The sequence below is a fragment of the Sciscionella marina DSM 45152 genome (genome assembly GCF_000379465.1).
Classification (GTDB): domain Bacteria; phylum Actinomycetota; class Actinomycetes; order Mycobacteriales; family Pseudonocardiaceae; genus Sciscionella; species Sciscionella marina.
This window is the reverse complement of record NZ_KB905392.1, coordinates 150,712-169,890: the sequence shown is the minus strand read 5'-3', so window position 1 is coordinate 169,890 and position 19,179 is coordinate 150,712. Positions and strand designations below refer to the sequence as shown.

The following is a 19,179-nucleotide window of genomic DNA, read 5'->3' as shown; positions in this document are numbered from 1 at the left end:
CCGAAGCTCATTGCCGGGCGCGGTATTCGCTCGGGGACTCACCGTAGGCGGTCTTGAACACCCTGCTGAAATGTGCCGCGTCCGGGAAACCCCAGCGCGCCGCGATGGAGGACACCGAACTGCTCGCGTACACCGGGTCGGCGAGATCGCGACGGCACCGTTCGAGCCGTCGTTCCCTGATCCACGCGGAGATGGTGGTGCCCTCCTCGCGGAACACGTTCTGCAGGTGCCGGGTGGACACGAAGTGCGCCCCGGCGACCTCGTCCGGGGAAAGGGTGCTGTCCCCGAGGTTCGACTCGATGAAGGTCCGCGCCCGGGTCGCCAGGCTGCGGTGCGCACTCGGGGTGTCCTGCGGGTCGAGGTCGAGCCGTTCGGCCAGCGCGGTGCCCACCAGGTCCAGCAGGTTGTGCACCAGCCGGGTGCCCCGCGGACCGCGCAGCGCGTCGAAATTGCCCGCGATGCCGTGCAGGAAGGAGCCGACGAGCTTGCCAAGGCCGCTCTGTCCGGAGATCGGGGTCCCGGTGACGGTGGCGACCCGCCGCACCGGCAGATCGAGCATGTCCCTGGGGAACATCAGCACGAGCGAGTGGTACGCGAGATCCGAGGCAATGGTGTAGGCCCGGGAACTGTCGTAGACGGTGAAATCACCCGGCCGCAGCAGCGCCTCCCGCCCGTCCTGCACGAGGATGGCCGAACCGGACAGCTGCAGGCTCAGCTTGTAGTAGGCGCGGTCGGCGCAGGCGGCGAGCTTCTGGGTGCGTAGCACCTTGCCCGCACTGGTGTGCAGCGAGCTCACTCGTACCCCGTCCAGGGAAAGGCTGCGCATGGAACCGATGAACGGTCCGGGCCCGCGTTCGACCTGGAGCGGCACGAAGGACTCCGAGATCAGCCGCCGCCACTGGGCGAAATCCTCGGCGTGAGCGAGTTCGACCGAGGCGCCGTCACTCGCGGTATCCGCATTCATCGCCTCGACCTCCTTTGCTCGACACGGAAACCTCCGGTGCTCCGCACGACTCTAGGGCCGTCCCAGGGGCACCGGTCAGTATTGAATTCACTCACAGTCGGGCCCGTACGTCCAGAGGCAAGCCCCGTTCGTCCAGGAACAAGTCGGTTGCCCGGTCCGCCGAGCAGACTGGCCGGACTGCCGAAGTCCGGCGGTCGACCACGGACCGGATCAGGAAGCGTGCGATGGGTATCGAGAGCACCCCCGCGGGGCCGGGGAACGGCCGGTTGCGCGGTGACGCGCTCGGCGTCGCCGGGATCGTGTTCCTGGTCCTGGCCGCCGTGGCCCCGCTGACCGGGATCATCGTGATCGCCACGCTCGGTATCGCGGACGGCAACGGTGGCGGCATGCCCGTCTCGTTCCTCATCGCCGCGGTGGTGCTGTTGTTGTTCGGCACCGGCTATGCCCAGATGAGCAGGCATGTGACGAGTGCGGGCGGGTTCTTCGCCTACGTCACCCGGGCACTCGGCCGCCCTCCCGGGCTGGTCGCCGCGTTCGTGGCGCTGCTCGGCTACAACTGTTTCGTGGCGGGCGCGATCGGCACGAGCGGGTTCTTCACCGCGAAGGTGTTCGGTGAGGTGCTCGGCCTGCACACCCCATGGCAACTGTGGAGCGGGCTCTCGGTGCTCGCGGTCTTCCTGCTCGGCAGGCGCGGGGTGGATGTGAGCGCGAAACTTCTCGGGGCCTCGCTGGTCCTCGAAGTGGGGATCCTGCTCGTGCTCGATGTCGCGATCCTGCTGCGGGACGGCCTGAGCCTGGAGATCTTCGCGCCCTCGGTGATGCTTTCCGGTTCGGTCGGGCTCGGCCTGCTGTTCGCCTTCAACGCCTTCGTCGGTTTCGAGGCGACCGGTCTGTTCAGCGAGGAAGCGCGGAATCCGGCCCGCACCATTCCGCGGGCCACCTATACCGCGGTGGCGCTGATCGGCCTGTTCGCCGCGTTCACCAGCTGGTGCCTGATCAGTGCCGTCGGCGCGGGCCGGGCGGGCGCGGTCGCCGGTGCGCACCTCGCGGCGGGCGATTTCGTGCAGTCGATCGCGATCCGGGAGATCGGGCCGGTGCTCACCGACGCGATGATGCTGCTGCTCGTGGTGAGCCTGTTCGCGGCGCTGCTCGCGCTGCACAATTCGGCGAGCAGGTACCTGTTCGCGCTCGGCAGGGCCGCGGTGCTGCCGAAGGCGCTGGGGCGCACCGTGCCCCGGACCGGGGCGCCCGCGGTGGCCAGCGCGGTGCAGATCGGTTTCGCCACCGCGGTCGCCGCCTGCTACGCGATCGCCGGGCTCGATCCGGTCGCCGACCTAACCGCGAGCATGACCGGTATCGGCACACTGGGCATCATCGTGCTGCAGGCCATGGCCGCGATCGCGATCGTGGTGTTCTTCCGGCGCCGCCACGACCGCCGGTCGTGGAAGACCCTGCTCGCCCCGGTGCTCGGCGGCCTCGGGCTGCTCGCAGTGACGGTACTGGCGGTCGTGAACTTCGGTGAACTGGCCGGATCCGATTCCCCGGTGATCGCGCAGCTGCCCTGGCTGCTGCTGTTCGCCCTGGCGGCCGGGCTGGCCAGGGCGTGGTGGATGCGCCGGTTCCGGAAAACCGAATACCGGGAACTCGAGCACACCGAGGAAACACCGCGAAAGGAGCTCGATGTCCGGGGATGAGCCCGAGCGGGGCAGGCGGGTGCTCGTGACCGGTGCCGCTTCCGGGATCGGCAGGGCGTGCGCGCTCGCTTTCGCCGAGGCGGGAGCGGTTCTCGGCCTGCTCGACCGTGATTCCGGGGTGTCCCGGGTGCTTCCGTCAGCCGCGGGCCACGCCTGGGCACGGGCCGATGTGCGCTCCGAGCCCGAGATGCGTACCGCCATCGCCGAGCTGGCCGGGAGACTCGGTGGGATCGATGCGGTGATCGGTTGCGCCGGAATCTCCGGGCCGTTCGGCGGCGATATCGCCGAGATCGGGCTGGACGACTGGGAATCGGTGTTCGCGGTGAATGTGACCGGGCAGTTCCTGCTCGTGAAGCACGCCCTGCCGTGGCTGCGCACCGCCGAGGCACCCGCGATCGTGTTCCTCGGCTCCGACTCCGCCTTCGTGGCCGCGCCCGGGATGGTGCCTTATTGTGCGGCGAAGGGTGCGCTCGCCCAGCTGACCAGGGCACTGGCCGTGGACCTGCGCGCGGACGGCATCCGGGTCAGCTCCGTGTGTCCCTCCATAGTGGACACTCCGCTGGCCCGCGGGGACCTCGGCGACCAGGTGTTCGACGGCTCGGCGTTTCCCGTGCAGCGCCCGGAACAGGTCGCCGCGCACGTGCGCTACCTCGCGAGCCCGGCGGCCGCGAACCTGTCCGGGGTGAACCTGGTCGCCGATTTCGGGTATCTTGCCCAGTCCAGTTTCCCCGCGTGAAGGGAGCACATGTGTTCGCGGACAAGGTAGCGCTGGTCACCGGTGCGGGAACGGGAATAGGTGCGGCGACCGCGGCCCGGCTCGCCGAGGAGGGCGCCACCGTGGTGGTGACCGGGCGCCGCCCCGAGCCCCTCGAAGAGGTCGCCGGACGCACGGGGGCACGGGCGATCGCTGGCGACTGCGCGGTGGACGCGGACGCGCGGGCGCTCGTGGCGCAGGTGCGCGAGGAATTCGGCCGGCTGGATGTGCTGGTGCACTGCGCGGGAACGCACGGTGTCGGCGCGGTCGGCGAGACCACCGACGAGCAGTGGCGCGCGGCCCTGGCGGGCAACCTGGACAGTGCCTTCGTCATCTGCCGCGCCGCACTGCCCGAACTGGTGCGCGTCAAGGGATCCGTCGTGCTCGTCTCCTCGGTCGCCGGACTCTTCGCAGGCCCCGAGGTCGCCGGGTACACCGTCGGCAAGCACGCCCTGCTCGGGCTGACCCGCTCGCTCGCGCGCGACTACGGCCCGAAGGGAGTTCGGGTGAACGCGGTCTGTCCCGGCTGGGTACGCACCCCGATGGCCGATGGCGAGATGGCCGAATTCGCCGAACTGGCCGGGTTTTCCGATGCCGAACAGGGATATTCCGCGGTGACCGCGGATCTGCCGCTGCGCCGCGCGGCCGAGCCGGAGGAGATCGCCGCGGTCTGCCGATTCCTCGCCTCCCCGGAGGCCTCGTTCATCACCGGCTCGGTGCTGGTGGCCGATGGCGGGGGACATGCGGTGGATCTGCCGACCGTGCCCATCGGTACCGCGCTGGAGCGGAAAAACCCCTGAGTCCTCGCCGTTCCGAATTTCCGCAACAGGAGAACCGGCTGTTCTGCTCCACCGCATGGCAGCCGGTTCCGGAGGGCGAAGCCGCCGAGTGCCCGGAGGTTCGTCCTCGGAATGCGGGAGGCCATGGCCGGATTCCCGGAATGGAACCGGATCGGCAGGTGCTCTTCCGAGCTGATTCCGCCGGGCGGGTCCGCGCACGCCGCCCTGCTGGTCATGAGGAGCCGCCGAGCCGCTGAGCTCAGCGCACCTTGCGGACCGGAAGGATCAGCAGCGCCCCGCACACCGCGAACACCGTGCTCGCGATGAACAGCGCGGTGAAGTTGCCCCCGCCGCCGATGGCCAGGAACGCCGGACCGAGCGCGGGGACCACGGAGTTGGCGAGCGCGATCGCGACCTGGAACAGACCCATGTCCTTGGCCTCGTCATTGCCGCTCTCCGGAAGCACTCCGGTGAGCAGGGCGAGGTCGACGGAGGCATAGGTCCCCATGCCGAGCCCGCCGATGAGCATGCCGATGAGCACCGCGGCGAGGGAATCGGTGAACGCCAGCACCAGCACCCCGATCCCGAACACGACCGCCGAGCAGAGCACGAACGGCTTGTAGCGGCGCAACCGGTCGGCGAACACCCCGGAGATCAGGGCACTGACCACGACGCCGCCGGTGTAGACGAGGTTGGCGAGGAACACGACCTGTGCGGCCTCGGCGGCGTCCAGGCCGAGCCGGTCGATGACCATCAGTGTCAGGAAGGTGGTCACCACATAGGCGCCCATGTAGACGAGGAGCCGGGAAATCCAGGCCCAGCCGAAGTCGGGGTGTTTGCGCGGAGAGACCCAGATCGAGGTGATCCGGGAACGTTCGGGCGTCGCGGCTCGGGTGAGCACCGGATCGCGCAGCACCACCAGCAGCGGCACGGTGAGCAGCACCGCGAGGCAGGCGGGGATCAGGAACATCAGCACCGGATCGGTCGGGGTGAGGCGCACCAGGAAGGTGCCGAGCAGGATGGCGATGTAGATGCTGATCTGCACCAGCCCGGACATCCGCGCGCGCTGGCGCATCGGGACCTGGTCCACGAGCACCGCGGTGGTCGAGGCGAGCGCACCCGCGATGGCCAATTGCGCGATACACCAGGCGATCCCGGCGACAAGCAGATTCGGCGCGAGGCCGAGCAACAGCACCGAGGGCACCGCGATCACCAGTCCGCCGAGGATGAACGGGCGGCGCCTGCCGAACCGGGACCGGCAGCGGTCGCTGAGCCTGCCGAACAGCGGGTTGCCGATCAGCGCGCACACCCCGCCGACCGAGGCGATGACCGCGAGCCCGCCCGCTGGGTCCTGCGGGGCCAGTCGGCTGATCCGCAGCGAAAGGCTCACCGTGGCCGGGGTGAGCATGGCGGTGTACACCCCGAGGCTGGCCAGGGCGTAGATGATCGAGAACCCGAGCCCGCGTGCCTCCGGTTCCTGGGCGGTTTCCGGGATCCGCTGAACGCCTTGTTCGATCGCTTCGTCGCGCACTGTCTCCTGCTTTCCAAGCCTTGCTCCTGGCCGGGCAATCGGAACGGTAGGCGTGCCGGGCAGTGGCGGTCTTGTCCGTGGCCGCACAGGGGTTGCCAGTGGACGCATCGGCACTCGCGCGGGCCACGCCGGTCTGCTGAGCTGGTCGTGTCCAGCACCCGGTGGAAGGAGTTTTCCGGCATGCCGCACGCAGATCTGGTCTTCCTCGGTGGCAGCGTCATCACCGTCGACGGTCGTGACCGCGTCACCGAGGCACTCGCGGTCGTGGAGGGGCGGATAGCCGCGGTCGGCACCGAGGCCGAGGTGCGGGAACTGTGTGGGCCGGGGACGCGGGTCGTGGAACTCGACGGGGGAGCGGTTCTTCCCGGCATCAACGATTCGCACCTGCACGCCTTCGGGGTCGGACTGAACCGGCCACCGGTCGTGGTCGACGTCGGTTTTCCGCGGGTGCGCTCCATCGCCGAGGTGACCGCGGCCGTGCGGGAACGGGCGAGCGAACTGCCCGAGGGCACCTGGATCCGGGGAACCGGCTGGGATGCCGCGTTCCTCGCGGAGTGCCAGGCCGATCCGTCCCGGTCGCCGGACCGCGCCGATCTGGACGCGGCGACCACCGCGCACCCGGTGGTGCTCGAGGAAACCTACGGGCACTCATCCTGGCTCAACAGCACGGCGTTGCGGGCCGCCGGGATCGATGCGGACACCGTGCCGCCGCCGGGCAGCGAGGTGGTCAAGGATCCGGTGACCGGGGAACCGACCGGGCTGCTGCGCGAGTTCGGCGCCCAGGCTCTCGTGCACGCGCACCTGCCATCGGCCGACCGGGAACAGCGGCGCACCGCGCTGCGCACCACCCTGGATGTGCTCACCCCCCTGGGCATCACCAGTTTCACCGATCCGGCGCTCGGACCCGGCGGGGACGGGCAGCTCGGCGGCGCCTTCCACCAGGAGGGGATCGAGGTGTACGCGGAGTTCGCGCGCAGCGGTGAACTGCGCGCCAGGGTCAACGTGCTGCTGTTGTTCGGGGACCCGGACAAGGCGGCCACCGCGCGGGACATCGAGGACGGGCTGCGCGAATTTCGGCCCCCGCAAGGGATCGACCCGGCCCGGCTGCGTATCGGCGGGGTGAAGATCTTCGCCGACGGGATCCCGCCGAGCCGCACCGCGTGGATGTCCGAGCCGTACGAGTGCCGCCCGGACGCGTACGGCTCGCTGGTGGTCGGCGGGGACAGCGAGGCGGCGCGCGAGACCGAACTCGCTGCCATGATCGCCGCCGCGCACGAGGCCGGATATCAGGTCGGCACGCACGCGACCGGGGACCGTGCGGTGGACGCGGTGGTCGCCGCCTATGTCGCGGCCGCGCGCACCGGCGAACCCGATCCGCGGCACTATGTCATCCACGGCGATCTGCTCAGCCCGGGGACGATCGCGACCATGGCCCGCAACCGGATCGGGCTCAACCCACAGCCCGCGATCCAGTCCGCGCTCGGCGAACTGCTCAGCGAGGTGATCGGCGAGGAGCGCACGGCACGCCAGCACGCCATGCGCGGGGTACTGGACGCCGGGGTGCCGCTGGCGTTCAGTTCCGACGCCCCCGTCACCGCACCGGACTGGCGCGCCGGGATCGCCGCCGCGGTGCTGCGCGAGTCGAAGGCGAGCGGGAAGGTCATCGGCGCCGAACACCGGATCGGGGTGCTCGAGGCGATCCGCTGCTACACCCTCGGCGGAGCCTGGCAGGATCATGCCGAGGACTGGAAAGGCTCACTCGAGGTGGGCAAGGTCGCCGATCTGTGTGTGCTCGGCGCCGATCCGCTCGCGGTGGATCCGCACGAGCTGCCGGAGGTTCCGGTCCGGATGACGGTGCTCGACGGCGAGATCGTGTACGAGGCCTGACCGCGCCGGTCCCAGCGTGCTGGGCCCGGATACCGGGGCACCGGCACGGACGGTTTCGCGGGTCCCGCGCCCTGACCGCCGAGGGGTCTACCACCGGATCTTCACCGGCACTGAACGACCTCCACCGATCAGCCGACTGCCGCCGCCCTGATGGCCGGGTGCCACCGGACGGAATTCTCCGGTTGACCTCAAGCATTGTTGAGGTCGTAGCGTCGGGTCAGACCGAGACGGAGGAGGATGGCTGTGCACGTTGTGGAGATCAGTGAGTTCGGCGGGCCGGAAGTGCTGGCGAAACGGGTGGTGCCGGACCCGGTCGTTGCGGACGGACAGGTTCTGGTGGAAGTGGAGTTCGCCGAGGTGTTGTTCATCGACACCCAGCTGCGGGCCGGGTGGGGGCAGGAGTTCTTCCCGATGCGGCCGCCGTGGGTGCCCGGCACCGGTGTGGCGGGGAGGATCCGGGCCGTCGGCGAAGGCGTGGACGCCGAGCGGATCGGGACGCGGGTCGTCGCGCGGACCGGCGACGCCGGGGCCTACGCCGAACTGGTGGTGATCGACGCGCCGGAGGCGATCGACATACCCGAATGCCTCGACGGTGCAGTCGCGACGGCCGCACTGCACGACGGGGTGCTCGCGCTCGACCGGCTGGAACGCTCACCTCTCGGTGCTGACAGCCGTGTTCTCGTCACCGCTGCGGCGGGAAGCCTCGGCCACTGGTTCGTCCCGCTCGCCAAGGCTGCCGGTGCGCAGGTGGCCGGTACGGCCGGTGGACCGCACAAGCGTGCCGCTGTCGCCGCGTTGGGCGCCGACGTCGCGGTCGACTACCGCCGCGACGACTGGGCCGACCTTGCCGGTGGGCCTTTCGACGTGGTCTTCGACGGTGCGGGCGGTGCGATCGGACGGGCCGCGTTCAGGCTGACCCGGGACGGCGGGACATTCCACGCATACGGCGCCGCCGCTGGTGAGTTCGGCCCGACGGCCGCCGATCGCGGGATCACCGTCGTCGGCGTCGAAGCCCAGATCGCCTCCGGCACCGTGCACCGTCACATCCGCGCGGGACTCGATCTGCTCACCCGTGGGCTGGTGCGCCCGGTGATCGGGCAACGCGTCCCGCTGGACCGCGCCGCCGACGCGCACGCCGAGATCGGCGACCGGGCCGTCATCGGCAAATCGGTACTCACCGTATGACCGGCGCGGGCCTCCGCGCACCCGGTCCGGCCGGCCGGCGTCGCCTCCGACGCAGCGATCATCGCCTGGTCAGTACGGTCCTGCGCATCCGATGGCCCGAGCACACCGCCGACGGCGGCGTCCCGCTCAGCGGTCTGGCACGCGACACCGTCCAGTGGCTCGAGCCCGATACCGGCCGGTACAGCGTGCTTGCTGCCGACCACGGAATCGGCTGGTAACGGACACTGCCTGGGCGATGCGGCAAGTCTCACGGGTACCCGGCGATGCCGCGGGTGCGGCCGACGGCTAGTCGTGGCCGGCGGTGAGGAACGCGCCCGCCTGCTCGCCGATGAGCACCGCGGGCGCGTTCGTGTTCCCGCTCGGCACCCTCGGCATGACCGAGGCATCGGCGACGGCGAGGCCATCGACCCCGTGCACGCGCAGATCCGGCCCCACGACCGACATCGCGTCCCGGCCCATCGCGCAGGTGCCGACCTGATGGTGGTAGGTCACCGCGGTGCTCCGGACGTACTCGCGCACCGCGGCGGTCCCGGAGATCGCGGGACCGGGATACAGCTCGCGGGCGCCCCATTCGGCGGCCATGGCGGCACCGATCTCGCGGCACTGGCGCACCGAGGTGGCGAGCACCTCCAGGTCCTCGGGTTCGGCGAGGGCGCCGAGATCGATCAGCGGCTCGGCATCGGGCTCGGGGCCCGCGATCCGCACGCTTCCCCTGCTGCGCGGGGCGATCAGCCCGGCCATCAGCGAGAAACCGTGCTCCGGACCGGTCATCCCGGGCAGGTACATCGGCACACTGAAGTGAATGGGCTGCATGTCCGGCGCGTCGAGATCGGCTCGGGTCTTGGCGAACAGATGCGTCTGGGTGATCGAGCGGCCCTGGCGCGGCGGCTCGACGGGGCGTCCTTCCGCGCCGAACAGCACCGGGCACAGCAGATGATCGTGCAGGTTCTCGCCGACACCCGGCAGATCCGCGAGCACCTCGATGCCGAGGGAACGCAGCCACCGTCCCGGACCGATCCCGCTGCGCTGCAGAATGCGCGGCGAGTCGAGCGCGCCCGCGGCGAGCACCACCAGATCCGCCTCGGCCGTCACCATCCGGCCGGCGCGCTCGTAGTCCACGCCGGTGATCCGGTTTCCGTTGTGCCGCAGGCGATGCACCCGGGCATCGGAGTACGCGGTCAGGCCCGGGCGGTCGAGCACCGGTTCGGCATAGGCCTGCCAGCTGGTGAGCCGCCTGCCCTCGCGGATGGTCACCTGCTGGACCGAGACCCCGTCCAGGGATTCGCCGTTGTAGTCCGGGTTGTACGGATGCCCGCAGCCGACCGCGGCCTCGATGATGGCCTCCTGCACCGGATGCAGCGGGACGTTCGGCACCACGTCCAGCATGCCGCCCTCGATGCCGCGGTAGAGCTCCCGGACCCGTTCCCAGGACCAGCGCTGGTCGGTCAGTGCCGCCCAGTGCCGGAAATCGGCGGGCGCTCCGCGCACCCAGATCATGGCGTTCAGCGCGTGCGAACCGCCGAACACCTTGCCCCGTGGAAGGTGCAGCTGCCGTCCGGCCGCCGCCGGCTGGGGGACCGTGCGGTAGTCCCAGTCATGGGGACCGTGCCAGAGTTCCAGCATCCGCGCCGGATCGTGGATCGCCTCGCTGCCGTCGGGGCCGCCCGCCTCGAGGAGCTGCACCGTGCGTCCTGCGTCCACGAACCGCCGGGTCAGCACCGAACCCGCCGAGCCGGCTCCGACCACGATGACGTCCACACCCGCGGTCATGACTGCGCCATCCGGGAACTCAGTCGCCCACCGTGTCCGGGTACACGGTCGTGCTCAGCAATCGGCCATAGGCGCCGAAAGTGAAGTGCACGATCTGCTTGCCGTCCTCGTGCAGCCCGAACAATGCCCCGTGCGAGCGGGCGCCACCCGGACCGAAATTCCGGTGGTCGGCGATGGTCACCGCGGCACACGGCACCACCTTTTCCCGCCAGGCGAACACGAAGATGCCCGGCCGGATCCGGTAATAGGTGCAGGCATCGGTATCGGCGAGCCCCTGCTCCGGCCCGGAAAGGCAGTGGAAGGTGTACCAGTGCTCGGTGAGGTAGACGTGCTCGTAGCGGTGGGTCGGGCTGTACTGCCACAGCATCCGCCTGCCGAGCAGTTCGGCGGTCGGCGCGGGCGCGGCACCCGTCACGGTGCAGCCCTCGATGGTGCCCACGTCGAACCGCTGGGACACCACGGTCGGCCTCCTTTCCGGTTCGCCGATCACGCCGAGCACGGCCAGCGCGTGCCCACCGGTCAGGTCGAGCACCAGGGAGACCGCCTGCCGCGGATCGTGCCGGTGCAGGAACTGCACGAAGTACAGCCCGGAGTCGACCTCGAAGGCCTCGTACTCATCCGATCCGTTCTCCTCGCCGATCGCCCAGTCGACGGTGTCCGGCCCGAACTCATGCCGGATCGCGGTGCCGTCCTCGAGGCGTACCGTGATCTTCCTGCCGTCCAGATCACGGCTGTGCGGCGCACGGTTGGCGGAGAAACCGGGCTCGAGGCCGTCCAGCGGCAGCCAGGTCTCGGTGTTCTCGATATCAGCCGATGTCATTCGTTCTCCTTACGGTTCCCGGGGATTTCAGCCGTGGTGGATCCAGACGCCCTTCACCTCGGTGTAGGTGTCGAGCGCGTGACTGCCCATCTCCCGGCCCCAGCCGCTGGCCTTGAACCCGCCCCACGGCGCGACCGGATCGGGGATCGGCGGCATGTTCACGAACACCGCGCCCGCGCGGATGTCCGCGGCGAGCCGGTGCGCGGCCCGCAGGTCCGAGGTCCATACCGCGGCGGCGAGGCCGTAGTCGGTGTCGTTGGCACGCTCGGCGAGCGCGGCGAGCTCATCCTCGCCGTCGTAGGTGAGCACCGGAAGTACCGGGCCGAAGATCTCGTCCCGCGCGATGCTCATCCGGTCTGTCACCCCGGAGAACACGGTCGGCCGGTAGTAGTAGCCGCGCTCACCGGCCCGTTCCCCGCCCGTGACCAGTTCCGCGCGTTCCTCGATCCCCGTCGCGACCATCTGCTCCACCTTGCCGAGATGCGCGGCCGAGACGAGCGGACCGAGCCCGGAGCCCTCGCCGGGTCCGGCCGGAATCGCCCGCACCGCCGCGGCGAGCTTGTCCACGAACTCGTCCGCGCGGGCCCGGTCCACATAGAAGCGTGAGTAGGCGGCGCACACCTGGCCGCTGTTGAGCAGCGCGCCCTGCACATTGCCTGCCACGGCGGCGTCGATGTCCGCGTCCCGGGCGATGATGCTCGGTGCCTTGCCGCCGAGCTCGAGGGTGACCCGCTTCAGGTTTCCCGCGCTGCCCGCGACGATCTCCCGGCCGACCGCGGTGGAGCCGGTGAACGAGATCTTGTCCACCCGCGGGTGCTCGACGAGCGCCCTGCCGATCTTGCCGTCCCCGGTGAGCAGGTTGACCACGCCGGGTGGGAAACCGGCCCGCTCGGCGAGCTCGACCAGCCGGATCGAGGTGAGCGGGGTCTGCTCGGCCGGTTTGAGGATCACCGTGTTGCTGGTGGCCAGTGCCGGGGCCAGCTTCCAGGAGGCGATCATCATCGGGAAATTCCACGGGGTGATCAGCCCGCACACGCCGACCGGTTCGCGGCGGGTGTAGTGCAGCGTGTCCGGATAGGAGACCGGGAGCACCGAACCTTCGAGTTTGGTGACCCAGCCCGCGTAGTAGCGGAAGTGCTCGGCCGTGTTCGCCACGCTGACCTGGCGGGCGATGTCCAGCGGCTGGCCCTGATCACGTGATTCGAGGCGAGCCAGTTCCTCGGCGTTCTCCTCGACCAGTTCGGCGAGCCGGAACAGCAGCCGCGCCCGTTCCGGCGCGGCGAGCCCGGCCCAGGCCGGAGACCGCAGCGCGCGCCGGGCCGCGTCCACCGCGGCGTCCACATCGGTACCGTCCGCGCAGGTCACCTCGGTGATCGGGTCCTCGGTGGCCGGATCCACGGTCGCGAACGGCTCCCCGTGACCGGGTACCCATGCACCGTCGATGTACAGCGATGTCGTCATCGCACACTCCCGTGAATCTCCGTGGCCTGTCGAGGTCGCCGACGAGTTTGCGCGGTTGGCGGGCGCCGCGTCTTGGCTACCAGGGAATACCGATTGACGATGGGGGAACGGCAGTCAGCGGGCGAACACGCGGTGCAACCAGGAGTCCCGCGCCGCGACCGCCGAGCGGGACACCTCGGCCTCCGGTGTGGTCCCGGCGAACTCGTGATAGCCGCCGCTCCACACGTGCAGTTCGGCCCGTCCGCCCGCCGCCCAGATCCGGGACGCGTACCGCACCGTCTCATCGCGGAACACCTCCGCCGAGCCGACGGTGAGGAAGGCAGGCGGCAGCCCGGCGAGCTCGGCCGCCCGTGCGGGTGCGGCATAGGCCGGAACGGACTCGGTGCCGCGCCGCGCACCGAGGGCCGCGGTCCAGGCCGCCGCGTTCGCATACCGGTCCCAGACACCGATCCCGGCGAACTGCCTGCTGGACACCGTCTCGTTGCGGTCGTCGAGCATCGGGCAGTCGAGCAGCTGACCGGCCAGCGCCGGGCCGCCGCGGTCCCGGGCCATCAGGACGACCGCGGCGGCCAGTCCACCACCCGCGCTCGCGCCGCTGACCAGGATCCGTTCCGGGGCCACACCGAATTCCGCGGCGTGCCGGGCGAACCAGACGAGTGCGGCATAACAGTCCTCGGCCGCCGCGGGGGCGGGATGTTCCGGGGCGAGGCGGTATTCGACGCTGACCGCCACGGCGCCGAACTGCACCACCCGCGCGGCGAGTTCGCCCGCGCCGAAGAACCGGTCGCCGAGCACGAGCCCGCCGCCGTGGATGCCGAGGATCCCCGGCGCGCCGTGTACCGGATCCCTGGGACGCAGCACGGTCAGCGCGACCTCGGGGGCACCCGGTGGGCCGGGCGCGCGGTGCTGTTCGGCGCGTACCGGAAGCCCCTCGATGGCAGCGTCCAGGGACGGCATGACCTTCGCGAAATGGGCGCGAGAGGCCAGGATCGTATCGGCCCGCAGCGGGAACGGTTCCACGAGTTCGCGGAATGCGGCGAGCCCGGCGAGAAGCTGCGGGTCGTAGGGGACCGGCCGCGGCGGGGCACTCATGACCCGAGCACCCGCTGCAGCCAGGATGCCCGTGCGGTGAGTGCGATGCGGGTGAGCTCGGCATCCGGTGCGTACAGATCGAAGCCGTGGCAGCCACCGCTCCACACGTGTAGTTCGGCCCGTCCGCCCGCCGCCCAGATCCGGCTCGCGTACTCCACATCCTCGTCCCGGAACCCTTCAGCGCTGCCCACCTCGATGAATGCGGGCGGGAGTCCGCCGAACTCGGTCGCCCTGCTCGGCGCGGCGTACTGACTCACCGCATCCGTCCCGGCCCGTTCGCCGAGCAGCTGTGCCCAGCCCGCGCGGTTGACCTCCCGCGGCCACGGTCCGAGCCCGGCGTACTGCCTGCTCGCCACGCTCGTATCGGTGTCGTCGATCATCGGGCACAGCAGCAGTTGCCCGGCCAGGCGCGGCCCGCCGCGATCCCTGGCGAGCAGGGCCACTCCGGCGGCAAGGCCACCGCCGGCGCTGCCTCCCATGACCACGACCCGATCCGGATCGAGGCCGAGCCGGGCCCCGTTCTCGACCGTCCACAGCAGACCGGCATAACAGTCCTCGACCGGGACCGGATCGGGATGTTCGGGAGCGAGCCGGTACTCGATGTTCACCGCGACCACACCGAGTTCGAGTACCAATGCCACGAGACGAGGGGTGTCCATGTCCCGGTTGCCGAGCATCATGCCTCCGCCGTGGATGTTGTACAGGCAGCCGGCCGGTTCCCGGGAACCGCGCGGGGAGAACACGGTCACCGCCAGCTTCGCCGGTCCGGGGACGATGTGTTCGGTGTGGTCCACCGGCCGGTCGCCGATCACCGCCGGAACGGGTGCGAACTGCGCTGCCATCGCCGCGCGCAGTTCGGGCAGTTTCGCGGCCGTGTAGGCGGTGGGCTCGGTCTCCGGGAGGGTGGAAAGCGCGGCCGCCACCGCGGGATCGAAAGGCACGGGCTGAAGCATGATCACGGTCCTTCCGGATCGACGATGCCGCGATCGGCCCAGAACGGCTCGACCAGCGCCCGCAGCTCCGTGGCACCGATCCGGTCGAGAAGGGCGAACGCACCGAGGTCGTCCCGCAGCTGGGTCAGGCTGCTCGCGCCGAGCAGGGTGGTGGTCGTGGCGGGATGGGTGAGGCTGAACGCCACGCAGAGCTGGGCCGGAGTGGCGCCCAGTTCTGCGGCGAGCGAGGTGAACCGGGGCAGGCAACCGCGGATCGTCTCCCGGATCCCACCGGGATCCCGGCCGATCGCGCGCCCGGGTTCGGTGTTCCCGGCGAGAATCCCGCCCTCGAACACATCGGAGGCCTCGAGGGCGAATCCGGGGCCGAACAGTTCGGCGAACGGTTTCCCGTCCGGGATGCTGCGGCGCGCGGCGCTGTACTTCAGCTGGGCGAACCGGGGTGGTTCGAGGTCGCGGTCCGCGGCGATCCGCTGCAGGGCACCGATCGCGTCGGCCGACCAGTTGTTCACGCCCCAGACATGGATCAACCCGGCGCGCCGCAGGCCGTCGAGATCCGTGAGAAGCTCCTCCAGCGACACATCCGTGCGGCGCAGATCACCGAGCACGACCAGATCGGCGTGCTCGATTCCGGTGCGCAGGAAGAGATTCTCCAGCTGCGGACGGAATCCGTGCTCGCCGAAGCCCTCGATCCACAGCTTCGCCGAGACCAGGTAGTCCTTCCGGGGAACGCCGATGGCGCGCATGATCGAGCCCCAGAGCACATCCGTATGGGTAGGCGTGCTCCCCGGAGCACCGTAGACGCCGATGTCGAACATCGTGACCCCACGGTGCAGGGCGTACCGCAGCATCGCGACGGCGTCGGCGAAATCCATCCGGTCGTAGATGTGCCAGGAACCGAGCGCGATCGAGGGCAGCTCGAGTCCGGTCCGGCCGAGCTCGCGGTGTGGGACGATCCTGTCCATACCGTTCCTTTCCCTTGTGTGACAGGCTATTCACGGTCCAGATGTGGTTCGATGACCGCCTTGATCTCCGCACGCCTGCGCATCGCGTCCAGGTGCGCGGTGGCACCGGTGAGACCGACCGGAGTCCCGAGCAGCTTGTGCCAGGGCATCCGGTCGGCGAAGGCCTCGAAGAATTCGATCGCCGCGTGGTAGTCGGCGATGTCCCCGTTGAGCGAACCGAACAGGGCAAGCTCCTTGCCCATCACCGTGCCGAGCGGGAGCGCCGAGGGATCCGGTCCGGTGCTGCCGACGATCACCACCCGCCCGCGGATCGCTGCCATCTCCACCGCCTGCGCGCCGATCGCGGGCGCGCCCGCGAAGTCGAACACGAGATCCGCCCCGGCATCCGAGGTCAACTCACGCACCCGGGCGGGGACCTCCTCGGAGTCCGCGAGCACTGTGGCGTCCGCGCCGAACTCCCTGGCCAGTTCGAGCCGGTGCGATGTGGTGTCCACGACCAGGATGTGGCCCGCTCCCACGATCCTGGCGACCGCGGTGGCGAACAGGCCGAGCGCCCCGGAGCCGAGGACGGCGACCCGCGCACCCGGCGGGACGCCGCCCGCCCGGGAGAAGGCGCGCAGCACGGTCTTCGCCGTGCAGCCCGCCATGGCCGCCCAACTGTCCGGAAACCCTTGGGGGAGCAGGAGCTTTGCCGCTTTCGGGACGACATAGGCGTATTCGCACAGTCCTGCGGTGGCGTACGGCGGCCTATCGGCGCGCTGCCGGAATCCGTAGCCGCGCTCGGCGCAGGTGACCGGCTCGCGCAGCACCCGGCAACCGTGGCACTGCCCGCAGGTGGACTCCGACCAGCCGATGCGAGAGCCAGGACGGACCTCCCGGCCGAGCGCGTCGGTGGTACCCGGTCCGGTGGCGATGACCTCACCGGTCATCTCGTGGCCGAGCACCATGGGCAGCATGCCGGGGAACGTCATCTTTCCCGACCAGAGCTCGACATCCGTGCCGCACAGCGTCGCGTTCGTGATGCGTACCAGTGCGGCCCCCGGTTCCACGGATGCCGGTAGCGGGAGCTCGGTGATCTCCAGGGGTTCGCCGTGCGCGGTGAGCACCGCCGCGCGGGTCGTGGTGGGCACACCCATCGGTACTCCTTCGGAGCGGAGGGCAAGTCAGGTTAGTCTACATACGTTGACATAAATCTGTCGAGCATGAGCGGACCCGAGGAGTGCCCGTGCACGAAGAGTCCTTTTCCCTTGCCCGTCCGGAAAACCCGGCCGACCTGATCCTGCGCGGGGGTGTGGTGCACACCCTGGGTGGCGCAGGAGGGAGTGCGATCGCGGTGTGCGCGGGCCGGGTGGCCGCGGTCGGTGCGGAGCCGGAGGTGCTTTCCCTCGCGGGCCGGCACACCGAAGTGTTCGAACTGCACGGGCGCGCGGTGCTTCCCGGGATCAACGACGCGCACCTGCACGCGACCTGGCTCGGCGCGCTGTGGCCGGAAACGGTGCTCGGGCCCGGATCGGCGCCGTGCCGGCCGCTGCGCAACGGTGCGCAACGGCGTGCGGCGATCCTGCGGGCCGGGGAACTGCTCTCCGCGCTCGGCATCACCAGCTACACCGAACCGGGCCTTGGTCCGGGTGAGAACGACGGACCGAGCGGTGCCTTCGGTGATTCGGTCGTCGAACAGTACCGGACGCTCGCGGCCCAGGGACTGCTGCGCGCGCGGGTGAACATCCTCTCGCTGTACGGCGAGCTCGACGGTCCGAGTGGACTACCGGGGTTTCTCGCCGGGCTGGCCGGGATGCCGGACGGGGCGGATCAGTGCGGGTTGCGCTTCGGTGGGGTGAAGATCTTCGCCGACGGAATCCCGCAGACCCGCTCGGCCTATACGCGGCACCGCTATCTGATGGGAGGGCACGGCACGCTGCTCGTCGACGGAACCGATGACGCGGCCCGGGAACAGGATCTCGGTGCGATGATCGAGGCGGCGCATCTGGCGGGACAGCAGATCGGTGTGCATGCGACGGGGGATCGCGGGGTGCAGGTGGTGCTCGACGCGATCGAACGGGCCAGCCTCCGGCGCACCGGCGAGTTCGGCCACCACATCGTGCACGGGGACCTCGCCGAGCCCGCGCAGCTGCGCCGGATGGCCGCACTCGGGGTCGGGCTCGCCATGCAGCCGGGCCTCGCGCTGCACACCCGGGCGGGTGTGGAGTCCGTGCTCGGCACCGAGGTGGCGCGCTCGGCGTGGCCGCTCGGCGCCGCGCTGCGCGAAGGTGTCCGGCTCTGCCTCAGTTCGGATGCCCCGGTGCTCTCCCCGGACTGGCGCGTCCAGCTCGCCGCGGCCGACGAACTGCTCGGTCCCACGGAGGATCCGCGGCGGCGGATGGCCCGGTTGCTGCGCTGCTACACGGTGGAACCGGCGCGCCTGGACGGGGCGGCCGGGTGGAAAGGCACCCTGTTGCCGGGCATGGCCGCGGACCTGTGCGTGCTCGCCCAGGACCCGTTCACCGTGCCCGCCGCCGGGCTGCCGGAGGTCGAGGTGGACCTGACCGTGCTCGGCGGCCGGATCGTGTACCGGCGCGGCTAGCCGAGCAGCTGGCCGCCGTCCACCGGAAGGCTCGTGCCGGTGATGTGCGCAGCGTCGGGGCCGGCGAGGAACAACACGGCGGCCGCGACCTGATCGACCGGGGCGAGTCCGCCGAGCGGAATGCGCCGCTGCCAGGCGATCCGCTGCGCCGATCCCTCGGGCATGGCCGCGGCCAGGGATTCGGTGAGCACCGGTCCCGGGGCGACCGCGTTGACCAGGATGCCGTGCTCGGCCAGTTCGATCGCCGCCCAGCGGGTGAGTGCGTCGACGGCGGCCTTGCTGCTCTCGTACCCGCCCATGCCCGGAGTCGGTTGCCGCGCCCCGATCGAGGAGATGTTGACGATGCGGCCTGCGATCCCAGCGGCGACCATCCGGGCGGCCACCTGCTGGGTCATCCGGAAGGTGCCGAGGACATTGACCCGCAGCACGGCCTCCAGATCGGCGGCGGACAGTTCGAGCAGTCTTCCGTGCACCGTCAGCAGGCCGGCATTGTTCACCAGCACCTCGATCGGGCCGATGGTGTCCAGTGCCGCGGTGACCGATTCCGGATCGGTGATCTCCAGCGGCACCGTGCGCACTCCGGGAAGGCGGGCCGCCTCGGCGAGTGCGTCCGTGTCCCGGTCGGCGAGCACCACGGCATCGCCTGCCCGCGTGAACGCTCCGGCGATCCCCCTGCCGATACCGCCCGCCCCTCCGGTGATGAGAACCGATCGCATCCGAGTTTCCTTTCGGCCGTGACAGCGCAA

The 19,179-nt window shown here is 70.5% G+C and carries 16 protein-coding genes; 6 read left to right on the top strand and 10 right to left on the bottom strand.

Annotated features, from left to right (window positions below; all coding sequences use genetic code 11):
* Positions 1-7: 7 nt before the first annotated feature.
* The gene (locus A37U_RS0117625) at positions 8-964 is read right to left on the bottom strand and encodes an AraC-like ligand-binding domain-containing protein (protein WP_020497983.1); all 957 of its coding nucleotides are present in this window, start codon (positions 962-964) and stop codon (positions 8-10) included.
* Positions 965-1,188: 224 nt separating this feature from the next.
* Here A37U_RS0117625 and A37U_RS0117620 point away from each other — a divergent pair, with 224 nt between their 5' ends.
* Genes A37U_RS0117620 through A37U_RS0117610 form a run of 3 tightly spaced genes read left to right on the top strand, consistent with a single transcriptional unit; the run spans position 1,189 to position 4,212 of the window.
* Complete coding sequence (locus A37U_RS0117620) at positions 1,189-2,658, top strand: APC family permease (protein WP_020497982.1); 1,470 nt, start codon at positions 1,189-1,191, stop codon at positions 2,656-2,658.
* Positions 2,645-3,394, top strand: coding sequence for an SDR family NAD(P)-dependent oxidoreductase (locus A37U_RS0117615; RefSeq protein WP_020497981.1), 750 nt, complete (start codon positions 2,645-2,647; stop codon positions 3,392-3,394). The genes A37U_RS0117620 and A37U_RS0117615 overlap by 14 nt, the downstream gene beginning before the upstream one ends.
* A complete protein-coding gene (locus A37U_RS0117610; protein ID WP_020497980.1) occupies positions 3,391-4,212 on the top strand; it encodes an SDR family NAD(P)-dependent oxidoreductase in 822 nt (273 codons plus the stop codon). Before A37U_RS0117615 ends, A37U_RS0117610 begins: the two co-directional genes overlap by 4 nt.
* 238 nt (positions 4,213-4,450) lie before the next feature.
* Here A37U_RS0117610 and A37U_RS44135 read toward each other — a convergent pair whose 3' ends face one another.
* Entirely contained in the window at positions 4,451-5,722 is a 1,272-nt protein-coding gene (locus A37U_RS44135; RefSeq protein WP_020497979.1) for an MFS transporter, read from the bottom strand.
* 180 nt (positions 5,723-5,902) lie between these two features.
* Between A37U_RS44135 and A37U_RS0117600 the strand changes: the two genes are divergently transcribed.
* Together A37U_RS0117600 and A37U_RS0117595 are read left to right on the top strand one after the other, a co-directional pair.
* A complete protein-coding gene (locus A37U_RS0117600; protein WP_020497978.1) occupies positions 5,903-7,609 on the top strand; it encodes an amidohydrolase in 1,707 nt (568 codons plus the stop codon).
* Between the two features lie 237 nt (positions 7,610-7,846).
* The gene (locus A37U_RS0117595; protein WP_020497977.1) at positions 7,847-8,794 is read left to right on the top strand and encodes a zinc-binding dehydrogenase; all 948 of its coding nucleotides are present in this window, start codon (positions 7,847-7,849) and stop codon (positions 8,792-8,794) included.
* Positions 8,795-9,079: 285 nt separating this feature from the next.
* On the opposite strand, the gene A37U_RS0117585 is transcribed toward A37U_RS0117595, so the two are convergent.
* From A37U_RS0117585 to A37U_RS0117555, 7 genes are all read right to left on the bottom strand, one after another.
* Positions 9,080-10,564, bottom strand: a complete 1,485-nt coding sequence (locus A37U_RS0117585) for a GMC family oxidoreductase (RefSeq protein ID WP_020497975.1) — start codon at positions 10,562-10,564, stop codon at positions 9,080-9,082.
* A gap of 19 nt (positions 10,565-10,583) precedes the next feature.
* On the bottom strand, positions 10,584-11,384 hold the full coding sequence (locus tag A37U_RS0117580) for a MoaF C-terminal domain-containing protein (protein WP_020497974.1): 801 nt from the start codon (positions 11,382-11,384) through the stop codon (positions 10,584-10,586).
* 27 nt (positions 11,385-11,411) lie between these two features.
* The gene (locus A37U_RS0117575) at positions 11,412-12,845 is read right to left on the bottom strand and encodes an aldehyde dehydrogenase family protein (protein ID WP_020497973.1); all 1,434 of its coding nucleotides are present in this window, start codon (positions 12,843-12,845) and stop codon (positions 11,412-11,414) included.
* 114 nt (positions 12,846-12,959) lie between these two features.
* Positions 12,960-13,937 carry an alpha/beta hydrolase gene (locus tag A37U_RS0117570; RefSeq protein ID WP_020497972.1) on the bottom strand — a complete coding sequence of 326 codons (978 nt, stop codon included), beginning with the start codon at positions 13,935-13,937 and terminating at the stop codon, positions 12,960-12,962.
* On the bottom strand, positions 13,934-14,890 hold the full coding sequence (locus A37U_RS0117565; protein ID WP_040588079.1) for an alpha/beta hydrolase: 957 nt from the start codon (positions 14,888-14,890) through the stop codon (positions 13,934-13,936). The genes A37U_RS0117570 and A37U_RS0117565 overlap by 4 nt, the downstream gene beginning before the upstream one ends.
* Positions 14,891-14,892: 2 nt before the next feature.
* A complete protein-coding gene (locus A37U_RS0117560; RefSeq protein WP_020497970.1) occupies positions 14,893-15,852 on the bottom strand; it encodes an aldo/keto reductase in 960 nt (319 codons plus the stop codon).
* Between the two features lie 26 nt (positions 15,853-15,878).
* Positions 15,879-16,988, bottom strand: coding sequence for a zinc-binding dehydrogenase (locus A37U_RS0117555; RefSeq protein ID WP_020497969.1), 1,110 nt, complete (start codon positions 16,986-16,988; stop codon positions 15,879-15,881).
* 89 nt (positions 16,989-17,077) lie between these two features.
* On the opposite strand from A37U_RS0117555, the gene A37U_RS0117550 reads away from it, so the two are divergent.
* The gene (locus A37U_RS0117550) at positions 17,078-18,433 is read left to right on the top strand and encodes an amidohydrolase (RefSeq protein ID WP_020497968.1); all 1,356 of its coding nucleotides are present in this window, start codon (positions 17,078-17,080) and stop codon (positions 18,431-18,433) included.
* On the opposite strand, the gene A37U_RS0117545 is transcribed toward A37U_RS0117550, so the two are convergent.
* Positions 18,430-19,149 carry an SDR family NAD(P)-dependent oxidoreductase gene (locus A37U_RS0117545; RefSeq protein ID WP_020497967.1) on the bottom strand — a complete coding sequence of 240 codons (720 nt, stop codon included), beginning with the start codon at positions 19,147-19,149 and terminating at the stop codon, positions 18,430-18,432. The two genes, A37U_RS0117550 and A37U_RS0117545, sit on opposite strands and share 4 nt — an antisense overlap.
* Between the last annotated feature and the right edge of the window lie 30 nt (positions 19,150-19,179).

Coding starts and splice junctions, on each gene's coding strand:
- A37U_RS0117625 (WP_020497983.1), bottom strand. CDS start 964: ATGAATGCGGATACCGCGAGTGACGGCGCCTCGGTCGAACTCGCTCAC.
- A37U_RS0117620 (WP_020497982.1), top strand. CDS start 1,189: ATGGGTATCGAGAGCACCCCCGCGGGGCCGGGGAACGGCCGGTTGCGC.
- A37U_RS0117615 (WP_020497981.1), top strand. CDS start 2,645: ATGTCCGGGGATGAGCCCGAGCGGGGCAGGCGGGTGCTCGTGACCGGT.
- A37U_RS0117600 (WP_020497978.1), top strand. CDS start 5,903: ATGCCGCACGCAGATCTGGTCTTCCTCGGTGGCAGCGTCATCACCGTC.
- A37U_RS0117595 (WP_020497977.1), top strand. CDS start 7,847: ATGGCTGTGCACGTTGTGGAGATCAGTGAGTTCGGCGGGCCGGAAGTG.
- A37U_RS0117585 (WP_020497975.1), bottom strand. CDS start 10,564: ATGACCGCGGGTGTGGACGTCATCGTGGTCGGAGCCGGCTCGGCGGGT.
- A37U_RS0117580 (WP_020497974.1), bottom strand. CDS start 11,384: ATGACATCGGCTGATATCGAGAACACCGAGACCTGGCTGCCGCTGGAC.
- A37U_RS0117575 (WP_020497973.1), bottom strand. CDS start 12,845: ATGACGACATCGCTGTACATCGACGGTGCATGGGTACCCGGTCACGGG.
- A37U_RS0117570 (WP_020497972.1), bottom strand. CDS start 13,937: ATGAGTGCCCCGCCGCGGCCGGTCCCCTACGACCCGCAGCTTCTCGCC.
- A37U_RS0117565 (WP_040588079.1), bottom strand. CDS start 14,890: ATGCTTCAGCCCGTGCCTTTCGATCCCGCGGTGGCGGCCGCGCTTTCC.
- A37U_RS0117560 (WP_020497970.1), bottom strand. CDS start 15,852: ATGGACAGGATCGTCCCACACCGCGAGCTCGGCCGGACCGGACTCGAG.
- A37U_RS0117555 (WP_020497969.1), bottom strand. CDS start 16,988: ATGGGTGTGCCCACCACGACCCGCGCGGCGGTGCTCACCGCGCACGGC.
- A37U_RS0117545 (WP_020497967.1), bottom strand. CDS start 19,149: ATGCGATCGGTTCTCATCACCGGAGGGGCGGGCGGTATCGGCAGGGGG.